Source organism: Marinimicrobium locisalis (genome assembly GCF_039822625.1).
In the GTDB taxonomy this organism is placed as follows: Bacteria; Pseudomonadota; Gammaproteobacteria; order Pseudomonadales; family Cellvibrionaceae; genus Marinimicrobium; species Marinimicrobium locisalis.
Genome location: NZ_JBDLLG010000001.1, coordinates 84,391 through 101,716, shown reverse-complemented (window position 1 = coordinate 101,716; position 17,326 = coordinate 84,391). Strand labels below are relative to the sequence as shown.

Below are 17,326 nucleotides of genomic sequence, written 5' to 3'. Positions count from 1 at the left end.
GCCATATAGCCCTGAGCTGGGTTAGAGGCCTAGGCCCTGAGCTCCTGAGCTAGAAAGGGGCAGGGACGGAAAACGAGAGTGCTTCGCCGGTCTCCGGGTCCTCAAACGCCAGGGTGCACGCATGCAACAGCAGGCGCGAGGCCATGGCCGCGACTTCCGGCGGCGCGTAGAACTCGCAGCCCAGAATGGGGTGCCCCATCGCTTGGCAGTGTAGACGCAATTGATGCGAGCGACCGGTGACCGGGTACAGCGCCAGTCGCGTTCTGTCCTGCGAATGGTCCCGCTCCAACACTTTGAACCGGGTCAATGCCGGCTTGCCGTCCTCGGTGATTTTACTGCGTGGTCTGCGCTCCGGATCCGGCGCCATCGGCAAGTTGATTTCGCCTTCATCGTCTCTAACAATACCCTGCACCACCGCAGTGTAGGTTTTGCTCACCGAGCGGGCCTGAAACTGACGACTCAAGTGTGACAGGCTGGTTTTGGTCAAAGGCACAACCACTAGCCCCGAGGTATCAAAATCCAGGCGGTGGACGGCATGCACCTGAGGGTGCTCGGCCCGAAAACGTTCAATGACGCTATCTCGGTTGGCCGGGTGCCTTCCCGGCACCGTAAGCAGACGCGGTGGTTTATTCACCACCACAAAAGTCGACGCCTCGCGTACAATCTCCAGTGGTTGATCACAGGGCGGAAGGACCGTTAGCTGGTCAATCGGTGTTGTCATAGACACTCATACTTACGTTAATACACGGATTTCAATACGTGGATAGTCACACCCGGAATTTAACACTCTCGCGTAAACGGGCCTTCGAATGAATACTGAAAACGACGACCAAAAGCCTAAAAAACCCAATTTTTTCCAGATTGTTCTCAGCACATTGGCCGCGGCTTTCGGGGTGCAGAGCAGCAAAAACCGCGAGCGGGATTTCGCTAGCGGCAGCGTCGCTACTTACATTGCGGCCGGCGTTATCTTTACTGCCGTTTTTGTGGTCGGGATGATCTTCCTCGTACGATTGGTGCTGGCGAACGTAGGCTAAGCAAATAGTCGGCCTCAGTAGAGCGGCTGGCACAGCCGCTCGTTTGACCGCGTTTACACGTGCTTCCAAAGCTGGCTACTGTCCACATCCACCGCTCTCAGCAGCTTCTGAATATTGCCCTTGAAAGCCCGAAGCTCGGTGGGATGCAGCTGGTTGAGAAAGCGGTTTTGATGTTTGACGGCCTCATCGTTCAGGCTTTGAACCAGTTGCTTTCCCTCCCGAGTCAAATGAATTTTAACCGAACGCCGGTCCAAACCATCGTGCTCCCGTTGAACCAGGTCCTTCGCTTCCAGCCGGTCCAGCAGGCGGGTAACGGCCGAGCGGTCCACCGCGATATTATCGGCAACCTGGGCCGGGGTGTTGGCCAGCTCGTGGAAAAGGACATTCAGAATCATCCATTGGGGCCAACTGACATCGTGCTCGGCCAGTGCCTCGTTAAAGGCCTCGCGCATGCAGCTCGCCAGGCGGGCGATCCAGAAGGTGAAGCTGTTGTGTAGGTGAAACGCCGAACCGGCGGTACGAGCGGAGCCAAGCATAATACCCTCGCCATCATGAGCATGAAATAACGCCATGCTGCCAGACATTAGTTGACAGTGCAATTATATCAAAAAAGATCACCAAAGCGTCTATGCTCGCGGTTCGACTCACCGGACTGATCGATCAGAAAAGGAGGGATTCAAACAAGCCGGTCATTAAAACAACGATTAGTCAGGCAAGCGGGGCAATCGACTGACGGGAGGGGCGGGAAAGTTGACCCCGCGGGCGGAGCCAACTCGAGAGTCGGTCAATTATTGACCACTCACCCAATAAATGCAGGTCACCACAAAAATGGCAATCAAAGCCACGGCAGCCACGGCATCGGCGACGGCGTCACCCTGGTCATTGTGCTCTGCGTTCTCGTTCATAGCATCAGTATTCTCAGCCATTATTGTTATTCTCCCCTCTGTTCAAATGAATAGGCTTCGGTCAAGGATCAACGGTGGTTGGGTTTGGCCAGCCACCCGCACTGGGCCAGATCTAATCACAACGTCCACGCCTTGACAAGCCCACCACTGCAAACCGGGCCCTTCTGGCGTGGTTCAGCGCATATAACCACACGGCATGAGATTAGCCCAAATTGATTGTTCAGTTGTCCCCCCTTTTTTTGCTATTTTACCCCCTACAGCGAACCGCCGTTCCCGGCCGCACCCCGCCCCGAGGGTCGCCCCGGGCGCGGTTTTCGTGTATCCTCCGCGGCGTCTAACCACCGCCCCCGGGCCGGCCGAAGAAGGCCTTGTGCCCAATGGCAACAACGACTGGCAGTACAGGTAGATCAGCCCCCTATGTACATTTATGATGATTACGACCGCCGTATCCAGGGTCAGCGCGTTAAGCAGTTTCGCGCCCAAATGGAGCGGTACCTGGACGGGCAGCTGGAGGAGGCGGAGTTTCTGCCGCTTCGGCTGCAAAATGGCCTCTATGTTCAGCGCCTGGCGCCGATGCTGCGTATCTGTGTGCCCTACGGGCTGCTGAACAGCCGCCAGTTGCGCAAGCTGGCCCACATTACCCGTACCTATGACAAAGGCTACTGCCACGTCAGCACCCGCCAGAACATCCAGCTCAACTGGCCCCAGTTGGAAGAGGTGCCGGATATTCTGGATGAACTGCTGGAAGTGGAAATGCACTGCAACCAGACCAGCGGCAACTGCATCCGCAACACCACCACCGACCAGTTTGCCGGTGTGGCCACCGACGAGTTGGTGGACCCTCGCCCTTACTGTGAGCTGATTCGCCAGTGGTCCACCTTCCACCCGGAATTCGCGTTCCTGCCGCGCAAGTTTAAAATTGCCGTCAGCGCCACCGAGGAAGACCGAGCCGCCATTCGGGTACATGACATCGGCCTTCAGATCGTCCGCAATGACGCCGGAGAACTGGGTTTCAGCGTCTTCGTCGGGGGCGGCTTGGGCCGCACGCCGGTGGTGGGCAGCCTGATCAACGAATTCGTACCGGAACAGCACTTACTGACGTACCTGGAAGCGATCCTGCGGATCTACAACCAGTTCGGCCGGCGCGACAACAAATTCAAGGCCCGGATCAAGATCCTGGTTCGCGCCATGACCCCCGAAGTCTTCGCCGAAAAAGTCGCCGCGGAATGGGAGCACCTGAAAGACGGCACCGCCACCCTCACCCAAGAGGAAATCGACCGGGCCAAGAGCTATTTCACCGAACCGGACTACGAATCGACCGATGAAGTCGCCGTCCAGTCAGAGATCGATCGGCTGGCCAGTGAGAACAAGGCCTTCTCCAACTGGCTCAAGCGCAATGTACGGGACCACAAGAAACCCGGCTACGCAGCGGTCAACCTATCGTTAAAGCCCACCGGGATTTCACCGGGGGACATTACCGATAAGCAGCTAGAGACCCTGGCGGACTTGGCAGACAACTTCAGCTTCGGCGAAGTGCGCACCACTCACGAACAGAACATGGTGCTGGCGGATGTGCGCAAGGCCGACCTGTACGAGCTGTGGCAGAAGGCCAAGGCCGCGGGTTTTGCGACTCCGAACATCGGCACGCTGACCGACCTGATCTGCTGCCCTGGCGGGGATTTCTGCTCCCTGGCCAACGCCAAGTCCATCCCCATCGCCGAGGCGATTCAGCGCCAATTTGACGACCTGGATTACCTCTACGACCTGGGCGATATCGACTTGAACATCTCCGGCTGCATGAACGCTTGCGGCCACCATCACGTGGGCCATATCGGTATTCTGGGCGTGGACAAGAAAGGCCAGGAGTTCTACCAGGTGACTCTGGGCGGCAACTCCAGCAACGACGCCTCGCTCGGCAAGGTGATCGGCCCCTCGTTTAATGCCGAAGAGATGCCCGGCGTCGTCCAGAAGATAATCGACGTGTACGTGGAAAGCCGTACCGAAGAAGAGCCCTTTATCGACACCGTTAACCGGGTGGGTATTGCCCCCTTCAAGGAGCGTGTTTATGCCAAAGCTAGTTAAAGACGGCGCCATCGTCGACAATGACTGGACGCTGATGGCGAAGCCCGAGGGCGAAGCGGCCGAGGCAAGCGTCCCCGAGGGCAAGGTGATTGTTCCCTTGAAAGTCTGGCAGGCGCAGCACGACGCCCTGTCCGAACGTTCCGATCTGGGCGTGTGGCTCGATACCGATGAAACCGCGGACGAGCTGGGCGATGAGGCCAAGCGCTTTCCTCTGGTGGCGGTTCACTTCCCCGCCTTTGCCGACGGGCGCGCCTTCAGCACGGCCCGGCTACTGCGGGAGCGTTTCGAGTTCACCGGCGAACTTCGCGCCGTCGGTTACTTTCTGGCGGAACAGGCCTGCTACCTGCGCCGCTGCGGAGTCAACGCCATGGACTTCGGGCCGGATCGGGAACACCATTTGGAACCCGCCCTTGAAGCCTTAGAGGATTTTACCGAGTACTACCAAACCTCGGTGGACCAACCCCTGCCGCTGTTCCGCCGGCGGGCGTCTTAGTGAGTGGCAAGAACCAGCCATAGGAAAGGCGACGGTATAGAAGAAACGAGCAAGGAACCGCCACTCAACAAACCATCAAAAGCGCCGGGGCTACCCCGGCGCTTTTTTTTGGACGCGAAAAGCGCAGCGTTACTGCAGGAGTGATTCCTGCCGATAGCGGTGAATGGTTAACAGCAAAAACAAGGCGGCGACAACACTCGTCGATACCATGGAGAGGCCCGCCTGGGACCAGGCAACGTCCTGCCCTTGAACGATACTCCCCATCAACTGGTACTGGCCCAGCAACGGCATGGCCATGGTCAGGGAATCTTTGGGAACGTCCATGAACTGGAGCGCAAAGAAGGGGATCATCGGGACCATCATCGCCAGCCCCAACTGGGTTTGCGCCTCTTTGGTGGAGCGGGCGAACGCGGCGATCATTACCAGAAACGCCGTCAGGAAAAAAGCGACCGGCAAGTGCAGGCCCCCCGCAATCACAAACGTCATGGCCGAAAAGTCATACTGGCTGGAAAACCCGCTCTCATCGAGTAGGTTGAACAAGAAAAACGCCGTCAACAAAGGCGCTAGCAAGGAGATCAACACAAAGCCCAGTACCGCCGTAAACTTCCCGAGCACAAGCTGTACCCTCGAGACCGGCAAAACCAACAGGGGCTCCAGCGAGAGGCGCTCGCGCTCCCCCGCCGTGCTATCCACCGCCAGGTAAAACCCTCCCATCATCATGGAAAACAGCAACAGGAAGGGAATCAACAACCCCACCATCACCTCTCCGCCCACTTCTCTTGAGAGGTCGTGCTCACTGATCTGCAATGGCTGGAATACCTGAGGGTCCATACCTCGAGCCAGGAAGCGAAGGCGTCGCATCTGTTCGTTGTAACCATCCAACACTCTCCGCAGGCGCCTCCGCTCCCGGTCGGCGCCTTCCTCACTGCTGTTGTAATGCAATATCAGCGAGGCCGGCTCTCCGGCCTGGAAAGCTTCGCCGTAATTAGAGGGCACCTCCAGCACCAACTTGTGCGTACCTTCCCGCAAGGTGGATTGATAATTCTCCCGAGCCTTTTCCACATCAATATTATGCTCAGAGAGGAAACGCATAAGGTTGGGCGCCCGCTCAGCTCCGGAGACCAGAACGCCCAGGGGCTGCTCAAAATTCACGGTGTGTTTATTGACGTTAAACACCAATGGCCCAATCATCAGCGCGGGAAGGAGCAGCGGACCGTACATCAGGGTAAAAAACATGGAGCGACGATCGCGCAGGTTGTCCCGTATTTCTTTAAGGACGATAATCCAGAAGGCTCTCATGCGCTCACCTCCGGGCGTTCGCCAATGGCCACCACAAAGGCGTCTTCCAGATCCTGTTGGCCGGTTTCTTCCAAAATGCCGGGCACGGTTCCGGTCATCGCCACGCACCCGTCACTGATAATGGCCACCTGATCGCACAGGCGCGCCACCTCCTGCATCACATGACTGGAAATCAACACGCAGTGGCCCTCATCGCGCAGCCGCCGAAGAATCGCCCGCAGGTTGCGCGTTGCCATTACATCCAGCCCATTGGTGGGTTCATCCAGAATCAGCGTGCGAGGGCGGTGAATCAACGCCCTCCCCAGAGCCACCTTGGTTCGCTGCCCCTGGGAAAAGCCATCGGTCCGGCGATCGGCAAAATCCTCCATATCGAGCAGCTCCATCAATTCCCTGGCCCGAGCCTGGGCCTGAGTACGGGAGAGGCCGCAAAGGCGGCCGTAATAAACGAGGTTTTCCCGACTGCTCAGGCGGGGATAAAGTCCGGCATTGTGGGGTAAGTAACCGAGGTTTCGGCGCACGGACAGAGAGTCTTTCACGACATCGTGGCCATCTACCCGGGCACTGCCGCCGTCCGGGCGGATCAGCCCCGCCAGAATTCGCAAGCTGGTGGACTTGCCCGCACCGTTGGGGCCGAGCAGGCCGGTAATTTCCCCATCCGAAGCCCGAAAGCTGACATCGGTCAGCGCCGAGACCCCTTTGGTTTTTCGCCCCTTGGCTTTAAAGCGTTTGGCCAACTGTTCGGCTTCAATCACAAATCTTGCTCCTTCAGGGGGAGGGTCCATTGACGTTCAAAAATACCGGTACGGTTTCGAGTCGTTTGAGGCAGTCCGTTTTCAGCTCGTCGGTTTGGGCCGACTCCACAAATTGCGCGATAACGCTCGGGACACAGCCGGTGGTGCCGACATGATGCCCCCGGTGCGGGACCGTAATGTGGCGAGCATTCTCCAAGCCTTCCAACACCTGCTCTCCATAAGAGGGCGGTGTAACCGGGTCCCTTTCGCCGCTTAGTAGCAGTGTGGGGATGGCCGAACGCAGCGGCTCTTTGTAGGAGGCACCCACATCACCTTTGGGCCAGACCTCACACAGGCCCTTTAACCCTTCCACCATCTGCGCGCCCATGTAGGTGTTCTGCAGAGCTTCGGTGGGCACCTCGTCGATAAACGCCACATCCTCGGAGCACATAACACTGTTGTGCATTCCCATGGCCAGGTCGTCGGAGACATCCAACCGACGAGAAAGTCTCGCCAATGGGGCAAAGTCTTCTTCGCGATAGGCTTGCGCCAGGATCGGCGGCAGGACGGACAGCACCTCACTGTTATAGAGCGCCATGCGCACCACTGCCACCAAGTGCCCATGACGCAGCGTTTCCTCTACCCGGTTGCCACTGCTGATATCCCGGTACCGAACCTTCACCGGCGCCTCTTCGAGCCGTTCAAACAGGCCCTCTAAGGCGGGCTTCAGCTTCGGGTAGGCTTTTCCACAGGCTTCGTCCCGCTCGCACTGTTCGATGAGGGCGTCCAGAGCCGCCTGGCTGTGCAGCGCGATTTGGGAGCCGAAGTTTTCCTCCGCCGGTAACACCCCGTCCAGCACCGCCGTGCGAATGGCGGCGGAATGAGTACGCATGTAACTTTGCGCTACGCGCGTACCGTAAGAGACGCTGTACAGGTTCCACTGGGCGACACCCAGCGCTTCGCGCACGCGCTCGAAATCACGAACCGCCACCGGCGTTACATACTGGCGCGGGTCACCTTCAAATTGAGAAAGGCATTCGCGCCCCAGCTCCTGGAAGCTCTCCCGATCATCCGCCAGCAGTAGCTCTTCGCGGTGGCTCAGGTCACAGGTTTGGGCGTGGGAGTGCCCCGTACCTCGCTGATCAACCAAATAGATATCCCGCTGCCGAGCCAAGTCCTGAAAGGCTTTGTCCAACCAAAGAAAGCCTTCGCTTGCCGCCTGGCCGGGACCACCGGCAATGGCCAACAGAGGATCATCGGTTGTGCGGGCGGCCGTGGCCGGCAAGCGGGCAATCAACAGCTCAAGACGGCGTCCTTCGGGCTCAGCGTAGTTTTCCGGTACCTCCAGAAAAGCGCACTGCACATACCGCCGATGGTGACGAGCACTTAACGCACAATCACGAAATTCCAGCTCCCCGACTTGGGCCGCTACCGCTTCGGTTACCTCGAGCTCACCGGCTCCGGCAAACGAGGCCAAACACAACAACACCGCAGACCAACACCCTTGTTTCATTGGTATTTCCCGCTTATTCAATAGCAAAAAAGGGGCGCAAAGCGTCCGCCTCCCACATGGTGTCCTGATACCCTAGCTCCATAAGTTCACGAATAAAAGACTGGTGGAACAAAAGATAACTGGCGGCGGTCGCACCACCACCCTTGGTGGTGGCACCGATGGCCCGCAAGAAAAAGCGCAGGCTCTTGGGCAGGTAACGCACCTTGCGACCGGCGATATTGTCGAGCTCGCGGGAGGGCGAAATAATGCGGTTCTCCACGGGGCGCAACGGCAAGCCCGATTCGGCCAATGTGTCCGGCGGAATCATCTCCACCAATTCATTGATGCGCTCCAGGTGTTCCAAGTCCCCCTCCAGGGCATCAATGAAAGCGCTGTTAAAAAGCTGGCCCACAATCTGAGCCATGGAGGGGGAGTGACGCACGGTGCGACGTTTGGTCGGGGTCTTGGCTTCGCGGTTGCCGCTGACGCCGACAATAAAAAGCGACTCCGCGCCCAGGTGCAAAGCCGGGCTGATAGGCGCCAGCTGACGTAAAGCCCCGTCCCCAAAGTACTCGCGATGAATTCTCACCGCCGGAAAAATAGTGGGGATGGCCGAGGAGGCCAACAAGTGCTCAAGTTTTAAGCGCGTGGGCACACCTATTCGGCGGTAACGGTTCCACCCCTCCAGGGATTCCTCGCCCTGGAAAAAGCTCACGGACTCTCCAGAGGTGTAACCCATGGCATTGACGGCTACCGCCGAAAGCTTGCCACTGGCAATGGCCGCATCGAGGTTTTCAAAACGAATAGCGGTGCCCAACAAGTGCCACAGGGGGCCGTTGTCTAGCATCGACAGCGGACGAGTCTTACCCACCCCTTCGTTGAACAGGGAGTAGCCCAACAGGCCCAAGCCGCGGCCCAAGTCACTCCAACCGTGCTTATAGATCTGTCCGGGTGTCAGGTTTTGCCAAATACCCGCCAAAGAAGCTACCGCTTCGCGGAAGTTACCCGGATGACAAGCCAGCGCCAAAGCATTGATAGCGCCGGCGGAGGTCCCGCTAATAATGGGAAAGGGGTTGCGTGTCTCGGCCGGCAGAATGTTCGCCAATGCCTGCAATACACCCACCTGGTAGGCGGCTCGCGCGCCGCCACCGGAGAGAATCAGGGCTCTTTTCATAATGTCTCTCGTCCGCGTCAGGCAGAACCCGAGGCTTTATTCGGCTCTTCATCCCGCAACTCGCGCCGCAGTACTTTCCCGACATTGGACTTGGGCAACTCATCGCGGAACTCGACCTCTTGCGGCACCTTGTAGGCCGTCAAGTTTTTCTTGGCAAAGGCTCTGATCTCTTCCACGGACAGCCCGTTATTGGCTACGACATAGGCCTTTACCCGTTCACCACTCTCTTCATCGGGCAATCCCACGACGGCCGCTTCGGCAATGTCCGGATGAGTACACAGCACATCTTCCACTTCATTGGGGAAGACTTTGAAACCGGAGACATTAATCATGTCTTTTTTCCGGTCAACAATCCGAATATAACCGTCTCTTTCAATAACCGCCATGTCACCGGTTCTAAACCAGCCGTCTTCACTGAGTGCCTTTTCCGTCTCCTCGGGCCGATTCCAGTAACCTTTCATTACCTGAGGCCCGTGGACACAGAGTTCGCCCGCCTCTCCCTGAGGCAAGACATTGCCTTCATCATCAATCACGCGGCATTCAGTCTCGGGCAGAGGTACGCCCACGGTGCCCTCCCGAATGCCCCCGGGCGGGTTGCTGGACACCACCGGCGAGGTTTCCGTCAGCCCGTAGCCTTCATAAATTGGCACCCCGGTGACCTCTTTCCAGCGCTTGGCGGCCGCGGCCGTTAGCGCCATGCCCCCGGAGGCGGTCAAACGCAGGTGGCTGAAGTCCAGGGCGCGAAAATCCGGGTCACGGCACAACGCGTTGAATAGCGTATTGAGCCCCACAAAACAGGTAAACGGCTCGCCCTTCAAGGCCTTCACAAAGCCTTTGATATCCCGCGGGTTGGGAATCAGCAAACTGTGATTCCCCAGAGACATGGCCGAAGTAATGTGCAGGGTGAAGGCGTAGATGTGGTAGAGCGGCAAGGGCGCGACGTAGTATTCCTTGTTAACCCGGAACTGCCCTTCCATGTGCTCATTGAGTTGGTACATATTGGCCACCAGGTTGCGGTTGGTCAGCATCGCCCCCTTCGCTACTCCCGTGGTGCCCCCGGTGTACTGCAACACCGCCACATCCTCCACCGACCGGTCGACCGTTTGATAGTCTCCATTGGTGGACGCCAACGCCTCTCGCAGGCCGATGGCATTGGGAAAGGAAGCCTCTGGGACCATCTTCTTAATGTATTTGACCACGGCGTTCAGCAGTACCCGCTTCATCGGTGGATGGAGGTCTGCCAGCTCGGTGACAATGACCTGCTCCACGTCCGTTTCGGAAATGATTGAAGCCGAACGATCAGCAATGTTGGCCAGCACCACCAAGGCTTTGGCCCCGGAGTCCTGAAGCTGATGCTTGACCTCCCGCGCGGTGTAGAGCGGGTTGGTATTGACCACTACCAGACCGGCGCGTAGCGCACCCAGTAGCACCACCGGATACTGCAATATGTTGGGAAGCTGAATCGCAATGCGATCACCGGGCTGCAGCTTGGCCTCTTGTTGCAGGTAGGCGGCGAACTGCGCGGAAAGACGATCGATATCCCTGTACGTCAGAGTATGGCCAATGCAGGTGAATGCCCTGCTCTGAGAATAGTTTTTGAGGGCCTCATCCAGGGCCGACACCACCGTACGTTCGTAATCGTGCTTCATCGTTACAGTACTCCATTCTGTTTAGCGCGAGCGGCGCCATTATGTTTAGCGCAAGCGGCACCGTGACATCCATTGGTTGCGGCATTTTGCGCCATTTAATCTATTATCGTTTCCCCGCGGGTCGAGTGAGATCGACAGGCCACTCGGTCTAGCCACCCATCCTAGGGTAGTGCGGGGTTCCTCAGATTATCGGTGTCAGAACAGGGACTTGCAACCATGACCGGGGGATTTTAGCGATTCCACCCAAAGATTCGCGCTTCGGGTGGAACCTGGAGGGGTCGAGAGGAAGTTAATCGAAGATACGGTTAAAGAACTGTTGAGTCTTATGCCATGAGTCGGCATCCGCTTCCGGGTCATAGGCCAACGGCAGCTCGTGCTGCTTACCGGCTTCGGTGGCCGCCGGGTTGGTAAAGGCGTGCTTGGCGCCGGGGTAGCTGTGTACTTTAAAATCCGCGTTGGCGCTACGCATTTCTTGTTTGAAGGCTTTCACCTGCTCGGCGGGGACCATCGGGTCCGCCTCGCCGGTGAACACCAGAACATCCGCCTGAATATCACCCGGTTGCGCCGGGGTTTCCGAGGACAGCATGCCGTGATAGCTCACCACGCCATCAAGATCGATCCCGCTCCGAGCCATATGCAAGACCACGGCTCCACCGAAACAGTAGCCGATGGCGGCGATGTCATCCCCTTCCACCATGGGCTGCTCACGCAACACCGACAACGCCTTGCGAAAACGTTGTTCCGCGGCGGATTTGTTACTCATCACCCCCTGCATAAACTCATTCGCTTTACTGGGGTGTTCGGCATACTTACCCGAACCGTACATATCCAGGGCAAAGGCGGTGTAACCGAGTTCGGCCAGCATATCGGCCCGTTTACGTACATAGTCCCCGTGGCCCCACCATTCGTGAACCACCAGTACGCCGGGACGCTCGCCTTCTATCCGGTCGTCATAGGCAAGGTAGCCGGTGAAGGTTTCACCATTAACGGTATAATCAATTTCCCGGCTTTGGACCTCGGCGTGGCTAAGGGAGGCGGTTCCGAGCAAAACGCCCGCCAGCGCAAAACATACTAATCGAGGGGTAGATAGAAAAGAGTGCTTCATATCACGGTTCTCCTTGAGTAAAAATTCAAGCGGACAATGCTGCCTTTATACGTCTCAAACCACAAGCTGTATCACCGCTACCAACCAGCCGAGGGCTGGGAGAGGAGGTTTCTCAAGCGGCTGTTGGCGGGTCGTTAGAGGTCTGCCAATTGCCAAACATCATAGGCCGGCTCTTCATAGGGGTGGGCCTCACGCAGGGCCGCCAGCGCCGGGCCGATCAGATCATCTTCGCACACCAGTTCCACCCGGTATTCGGACACTCGCTCCACCTGACCGGCCTGCCCGATAAACGGCTGACTGCCATCAAGGGGCCGGAATTGGCCCTGCCCGAGAATTTGCCAGCAACAGCTGTCGTAGTCCCCAATTCGCCCGGCACCGGTGGCAAACACCGAGGCCTTCACCGACTCGACGTGGGTTTGCGGAACGTAAAATACCAATTTATACAAAGCCAGCCTCCTGATCTTACGATGAGATTTCGCAGTGGGTACTACGGGATAAACCTTTGGGAGCAGGGTAGCAAAAAAGCCCTTAGCGAGCACGGGATAGGTTTAAGCGTTAGCAAGCACGGGAGGGCTCTAATCGTCAGCGAGCACGGGATGGTTTTGAACGATAGCGAGCACGGTGTTTGGTTAAAACGTTAGCGCGCGCGGTACAGAATGCCCGGTTCGCACCGGACCATTTCAAACAGCCGCGCCGCGCCGCCCAGCCCCTCGGAAGAGCCCAGAAACAGGACCCCCCCGGGTTTAAGAGAACCGTGAATCTTTTCCAGGATCCGCTGTTTTAGCTCGGCGTTGAAGTAAATTAATACGTTGCGACAGAACACCACATCAAACTTGCCCAAACCCGCATAGGAGTCGAGCAGGTTCCAAGCCTTGAATTCAATCCGGTCCCTGATAATGGGCTTCACCCGCCAAACATTTTCCGTAGGGTTGTCAAAATAACGGGCCAAGCGCTCGGGGGATAGCCCCCGCACCACCGATAAGCGATCGTATTCACCGCGCCGAGCCTGGTCCAGCACTAGCGAGGAAAGGTCCGTAGCGACCACGTGCACCGGGCGGGCCAAAGCCCCCATACGCTGACGACGAAACTCCTCCACCATCATGCTGATCGAATACGGTTCCTGCCCGGAGGAGCAGGCGGCCGACCAGATGCGAACCGGCCCCGCCATCCGGTTCTCACTTTGCATCCATTGGGGTAGAAGCTGGTTGTGCAGGTATTCGAAAGGGTAAGTGTCCCGAAACCAGAAGGTTTCATTGGTGGTCATTACGTCAATGACTTGTTCTTTAAGGCGGCGGTTGCTGTTCTGTTTGAGTGCCCGTACCAAGTCACTGAACGAGGAGAGCTTGTACTCCTCCAGTAGCCGACGTATGCGGTTGGAAACCAGGTACTGCTTATTGTCGCCCAACGCAATACCGCAAGCCTCCTGAAGAAATTGACGAAAATGGTCAAATTCCGCCTGGTCAAAATTATCGCGCTTTCCCGCTGCGTTAGTCATGCACTCGTACCGCTCAATGCCAACCCTCCAGTGACCGCAGCCACCCCTGTAATGGCAACGCCCTTCAGGCGCCACCCTCTCCAATCAAATCTTCACCGGTAATCGCCTTGATCCGGTCGTTGACCTGGTGCGCCAGCTCATCAGGGCTAAACTTCGCCAAAAAGCTGTCCGCCCCGACTTTTCTGACCATTGCCTGGTTGAAGACGCCGCTGAGTGAAGTGTGCAGTAAAATGTACAGCTCTTTCAATTCCGGTTTGTTGCGGACTTCCGCTGTAAAGGTGTACCCGTCCATTTCCGGCATCTCAATATCGGAAATGATCATCACCAGTTGCTCGTTCGGGTCTTTCCCCTGAGCAATCATCTCCAGCAGGTAATCCAGCGCCTCGCGTCCGTCCTTGCGCAGTGTCGTCTGCACGCCGATGGACTGCATTACCCGCTGAATTTGCTTTCGGGCGACGACCGAATCATCCACGATCAAAACGTGCTTCTTAACCACCCGCTCGCCTATGCCCTCTTCCAGAATCCCTTCACTGATCTGCTCATTGACAGGGGCTGCTTCCACCAGAATTTTCTCGACATCGACGATTTCCACCAGTTCGCCGTCCACTTCCGTGACCGCCGTTAGATAGTGGGCCTTGCCAGCGCCTCGGGGTGGCGGATGGATGTCGCTCCAATTCATATTGACGATTCGCTCTACCCCTCGCACCAGAAACCCCTGCAGCGTTCGATTGTATTCGGTAATGATGACAAAACACTTTGATGCGTCTTCCAGCGGCGCCCGACCGATGGCCTGGTTCATGTCCATAATGGAGAGAGTGCCCCCACGAATATGAGCCACCCCCCGAACCGCTCGATTTCGACCGGGAATGGCATTCAGGGGCGGACAGGGCAGAACCTCTTTGACCTTAAAGACATTAATGCCATAAAGCTGCTTCCCGCCCAGCCGGAACAGCAGTAGCTCCAGCCGGTTTTCTCCCACCAGTTGGGTCCGTTGATTCACATTGTCCAGAACACCGGCCATAATTGCCTCTAACTCTCACTTCGCTAGACCGAACCGCCCTTTATGGTACCCCTACCAGGAGCACAGGCCGGCACACTCTTTGCTTTAACCACCTATGTATAGCCTATAGCGGCTGAAACCCGACACTCTTTAAGGGCTCGGTCCCCATCTGATGAAAGAATAGGACAAAAAATGCGGCTTTGTCGCTTTTTGCACAAATTCAGTACTTTGTTTGCCGCCGCCTTCTCCACGGAGGGGCGTCGCACGCTATGGGCCCTGGTATTGGGAGCAATACCCCTGGCCGCGCTGTCGCAGGCGCCGCAGGATCTAACCCTAGTGCGAACCCAAGTCACTGATTATCTTCAACAATACTACCAAACCGCCGACATTGAACGCGTCGAGGTAACGGTCGGGCGGTTGGACCCACGACTGCGGCTGGCCGCCTGCCCGTCCCCGCTAGAGCTCAGCCACAAAGACGCGGAACGCCGTGGGGGAAACCTAACCGTTCACACCCGCTGCCCCGGGCCGACCCCCTGGGCCCTGTATGTGCCCGCCGAGGTGGCGGTTTACCGTCAAATCGCCGTGACCAGCCGCAGCCTGGGCCGGGGGCACCGACTGAACGCCGGGGATGTTACCCTGGCGGTGCGCAATACCGGGCAGCTACGTCAAGGTTTTGTCACCCAACCGGATGCTATTATAGGCATGGAGGTGCGGCGCCCCCTTCAGGCCGGGGATCCCCTGCGCCTGAGCCAGCTGGAAGCGGCCACCGTGGTACGCCGCGGGGACCAGGTGAGACTGAAGGCGAAAACCGGTAGTATTACCGTAGATACCAAAGGCACCGCTCTCAGCGACGGGCGCGTCGGAGACCAGGTAAGAGTACGTAATGACCGGTCCGAAAGAGTGATCCGAGGGCGGGTCATCGGCCCGGGCACCGTGGAAGTCATTCTATAACGTGAACTGCATCACGTTTATACCAAAATAGCATTAAAGTTATAAAAGTGCCGGCCGAGATCTCGGGTACAGAGCATAAAACCGCCCGTCATGACCGACACCCGGTCGGTATCATCGATTATTTTGTTGGGGAACAGGATTATGGTTATCGATTCAAACAACGGCATTAAGCCCGGAAGCAACCACAGTGGCAGCAGCCGCCCGGCCAGTGTCACACCCAAAGACACCGGCACACCGGCCAAAGCGGACAGCCAGCCCAGTTCCGCCCGCCGCGACAGTGTCAACCTCAGCGCGGAGGCCCAGAGCATGAACCGCCTGGAAGAGAACCTGAGCAAGCTGCCGGATGTGGACAACGAGCGCGTGGCCAGCTTGAAAAATGCAATCGCCGAAGGCCGCTTTGAGATTGATGCCGAGCGCATTGCCCAGCATATGCTGAACCAGGACGAGCTGCTGGGCTAAAGGCACGCCTCTGTGTGGCTGGCAGGCCCCCAACACTGCCGGCCACAGCATCACTCTATTCGATGATCACCCGAGCCGAGGTTCCCATGACCCCCTCCTCCGAACAGGTCAGCCAGATGCTGGCCCAGGACATCCAAAGCATTGAGCAGCTGCAGCAAACGCTGGAGCAAGAGCGGGCCGCGTTGGAGCAACGCGACCTCTCTGCCCTGCCCCCGGTTATCGAAGCAAAAAACCAGCTGATGGCCGCGCTGGGAGAGCACGCACTCCAGCGCCAGGCCTGGCTTGATAGCACCGGCCTCAGCCGGGACCACGAAGGCTGGCAGCAGTGGCTGAAGCAACGCCCCGAAACGGCTTCACAAGTGGAAGAGTGGCAGCACTTGGCCGAGCGCTTCGCTCACTGCCGAGAGCTGAATGAAATCAACGGTAAGATTATTCACCGCTCACAACAAACCCTCGGGCAGATGCTCAATCTCATGCGCGGACAAAACAACGAAGGCCCCTCCCTGTACGATGCTCGAGGGCATTCAGGCTCTAGCGGCGGCTCTCAGACCCTGGGAAAAGCCTGAAGACACGACTCTCGCTTGTGCCCCCCGAGCGCTTTTTGTATAGTGGCGCACCTTGTCGTCCCCGTCGATTAACAGGATAAATCCTCCGCCTCCTAAGCGGAAGCTCCAGGTTCGAGTCCTGGCGGGGACGCCACCCCCTCGGCATACCGATTAGCCTACTAGGATCACGCGGGCCATGAATCTACTCCTGCTCAAAGATCAGGAACTGCTCGCCCCCGGGCAGGCCCGGGTCACGGATCAGCGTCGTATTGAACACATCACTCGCATCTTGAACGCCGGTGTTGGCGACACCTTGACGGTCGGCCAAGTCAACGGCCCTCTTGGGCAAGGTTGTATCGAATATCTGAATGAGAACGAGCTGGTGCTACGACTGGCGCTGAAACAAGCGCCTCCCGCCCCCTTGCCCCTGACGCTGGTGCTTGGCCTACCCCGGCCACAGCAAATCAAACGTATCCTGCAAACCGTCGCGAGCGCGGGGGTAAAAACGCTGCACCTGATTCAAAGCCGCCGCGTCGAAAAGAGCTACTGGCAGTCTCCCGCCCTGGCCCCGGAGGAAATTGAGCGCCAGCTACACCTCGGATTGGAGCAGGGCTGCGATACGGTGGAGCCAAAGGTCCACTTTCACCCCCGCTTTAAGCCCTTTGCGGAAGATATATTGCCCACGCTAATGGCCGAGGACCCACTGGCGCTGGTCGCTCACCCCTATCGCGCCGCTCCCTGCCCTTCACACGTTAAACGGCCAGTGATGATGGCGGTCGGCCCGGAAGGGGGATTCATCGACTTCGAAGTCGAACATCTGAAGGAAAAAGGTTTTCAGGCGGTACATTTAGGGGAACGGATTTTGAAGACTGAAACCGCTATCCCTTTTTTACTGGGGCGGTTGTTTTGACT

General features: G+C 57.7%; 19 protein-coding genes and 1 tRNA gene. 8 read left to right on the top strand and 12 right to left on the bottom strand.

What is annotated here, in order from left to right:
* Nucleotides 1-49: 49 nt before the first annotated feature.
* Nucleotides 50-721, bottom strand: a complete 672-nt coding sequence (locus AAE514_RS00455) for an RluA family pseudouridine synthase (protein WP_347329515.1) — start codon at nucleotides 719-721, stop codon at nucleotides 50-52.
* Between the two features lie 88 nt (nucleotides 722-809).
* Between AAE514_RS00455 and AAE514_RS00450 the strand changes: the two genes are divergently transcribed.
* On the top strand, nucleotides 810-1,034 hold the full coding sequence (locus AAE514_RS00450) for a DUF2970 domain-containing protein (RefSeq protein WP_347329514.1): 225 nt from the start codon (nucleotides 810-812) through the stop codon (nucleotides 1,032-1,034).
* Nucleotides 1,035-1,087: 53 nt separating this feature from the next.
* Here the strand turns inward: AAE514_RS00450 and AAE514_RS00445 are convergent, their stop codons facing one another.
* Entirely contained in the window at nucleotides 1,088-1,606 is a 519-nt protein-coding gene (locus AAE514_RS00445) for a MarR family winged helix-turn-helix transcriptional regulator (protein ID WP_347329513.1), read from the bottom strand.
* A gap of 216 nt (nucleotides 1,607-1,822) precedes the next feature.
* Nucleotides 1,823-1,960: a hypothetical protein gene (locus tag AAE514_RS00440; protein ID WP_347329512.1), complete on the bottom strand. Its 138-nt coding sequence runs from the start codon at nucleotides 1,958-1,960 to the stop codon at nucleotides 1,823-1,825.
* A 396-nt stretch (nucleotides 1,961-2,356) separates the two neighbouring features.
* Between AAE514_RS00440 and AAE514_RS00435 the strand changes: the two genes are divergently transcribed.
* Both AAE514_RS00435 and AAE514_RS00430 read left to right on the top strand, forming a co-directional pair.
* Nucleotides 2,357-4,021 carry a nitrite/sulfite reductase gene (locus AAE514_RS00435; protein ID WP_347329511.1) on the top strand — a complete coding sequence of 555 codons (1,665 nt, stop codon included), beginning with the start codon at nucleotides 2,357-2,359 and terminating at the stop codon, nucleotides 4,019-4,021.
* Complete coding sequence (locus AAE514_RS00430) at nucleotides 4,005-4,514, top strand: DUF934 domain-containing protein (protein ID WP_347329510.1); 510 nt, start codon at nucleotides 4,005-4,007, stop codon at nucleotides 4,512-4,514. Before AAE514_RS00435 ends, AAE514_RS00430 begins: the two co-directional genes overlap by 17 nt.
* 129 nt (nucleotides 4,515-4,643) lie before the next feature.
* Here the strand turns inward: AAE514_RS00430 and AAE514_RS00425 are convergent, their stop codons facing one another.
* From AAE514_RS00425 to AAE514_RS00385, 9 genes are all read right to left on the bottom strand, one after another.
* Nucleotides 4,644-5,813, bottom strand: a complete 1,170-nt coding sequence (locus AAE514_RS00425; protein WP_347329509.1) for an ABC transporter permease — start codon at nucleotides 5,811-5,813, stop codon at nucleotides 4,644-4,646.
* Entirely contained in the window at nucleotides 5,810-6,565 is a 756-nt protein-coding gene (locus tag AAE514_RS00420) for an ABC transporter ATP-binding protein (RefSeq protein WP_347329508.1), read from the bottom strand. The genes AAE514_RS00425 and AAE514_RS00420 overlap by 4 nt, the downstream gene beginning before the upstream one ends.
* A 13-nt stretch (nucleotides 6,566-6,578) precedes the next feature.
* On the bottom strand, nucleotides 6,579-8,057 hold the full coding sequence (locus AAE514_RS00415) for an alpha/beta hydrolase (RefSeq protein ID WP_347329507.1): 1,479 nt from the start codon (nucleotides 8,055-8,057) through the stop codon (nucleotides 6,579-6,581).
* 13 nt (nucleotides 8,058-8,070) lie between these two features.
* On the bottom strand, nucleotides 8,071-9,210 hold the full coding sequence (locus AAE514_RS00410) for a patatin-like phospholipase family protein (protein WP_347329506.1): 1,140 nt from the start codon (nucleotides 9,208-9,210) through the stop codon (nucleotides 8,071-8,073).
* Between the two features lie 17 nt (nucleotides 9,211-9,227).
* Nucleotides 9,228-10,859, bottom strand: a complete 1,632-nt coding sequence (locus AAE514_RS00405; RefSeq protein WP_347329505.1) for an AMP-binding protein — start codon at nucleotides 10,857-10,859, stop codon at nucleotides 9,228-9,230.
* Nucleotides 10,860-11,148: 289 nt separating this feature from the next.
* Complete coding sequence (locus tag AAE514_RS00400; protein ID WP_347329504.1) at nucleotides 11,149-11,964, bottom strand: dienelactone hydrolase family protein; 816 nt, start codon at nucleotides 11,962-11,964, stop codon at nucleotides 11,149-11,151.
* Between the two features lie 134 nt (nucleotides 11,965-12,098).
* Nucleotides 12,099-12,410, bottom strand: coding sequence for a YqfO family protein (locus AAE514_RS00395; RefSeq protein WP_347329503.1), 312 nt, complete (start codon nucleotides 12,408-12,410; stop codon nucleotides 12,099-12,101).
* Between the two features lie 191 nt (nucleotides 12,411-12,601).
* Complete coding sequence (locus AAE514_RS00390) at nucleotides 12,602-13,459, bottom strand: CheR family methyltransferase (RefSeq protein ID WP_347329502.1); 858 nt, start codon at nucleotides 13,457-13,459, stop codon at nucleotides 12,602-12,604.
* Between the two features lie 64 nt (nucleotides 13,460-13,523).
* Nucleotides 13,524-14,480: a chemotaxis protein CheV gene (locus AAE514_RS00385; protein WP_347329501.1), complete on the bottom strand. Its 957-nt coding sequence runs from the start codon at nucleotides 14,478-14,480 to the stop codon at nucleotides 13,524-13,526.
* A 171-nt stretch (nucleotides 14,481-14,651) separates the two neighbouring features.
* On the opposite strand from AAE514_RS00385, the gene flgA reads away from it, so the two are divergent.
* From flgA to AAE514_RS00360, 5 genes are all read left to right on the top strand, one after another.
* On the top strand, nucleotides 14,652-15,410 hold the full coding sequence (gene flgA, locus AAE514_RS00380; protein WP_347329500.1) for a flagellar basal body P-ring formation chaperone FlgA: 759 nt from the start codon (nucleotides 14,652-14,654) through the stop codon (nucleotides 15,408-15,410).
* Nucleotides 15,411-15,551: 141 nt separating this feature from the next.
* Nucleotides 15,552-15,869, top strand: coding sequence for a flagellar biosynthesis anti-sigma factor FlgM (gene flgM, locus AAE514_RS00375; RefSeq protein WP_347329499.1), 318 nt, complete (start codon nucleotides 15,552-15,554; stop codon nucleotides 15,867-15,869).
* Between the two features lie 86 nt (nucleotides 15,870-15,955).
* Nucleotides 15,956-16,435: a flagella synthesis protein FlgN gene (locus tag AAE514_RS00370; RefSeq protein ID WP_347329498.1), complete on the top strand. Its 480-nt coding sequence runs from the start codon at nucleotides 15,956-15,958 to the stop codon at nucleotides 16,433-16,435.
* Nucleotides 16,436-16,492: 57 nt separating this feature from the next.
* Nucleotides 16,493-16,568: transfer RNA gene (locus AAE514_RS00365), tRNA-Arg, on the top strand.
* A gap of 42 nt (nucleotides 16,569-16,610) precedes the next feature.
* The gene (locus tag AAE514_RS00360) at nucleotides 16,611-17,324 is read left to right on the top strand and encodes a 16S rRNA (uracil(1498)-N(3))-methyltransferase (protein WP_347329497.1); all 714 of its coding nucleotides are present in this window, start codon (nucleotides 16,611-16,613) and stop codon (nucleotides 17,322-17,324) included.
* Nucleotides 17,325-17,326: the final 2 nt, after the last annotated feature.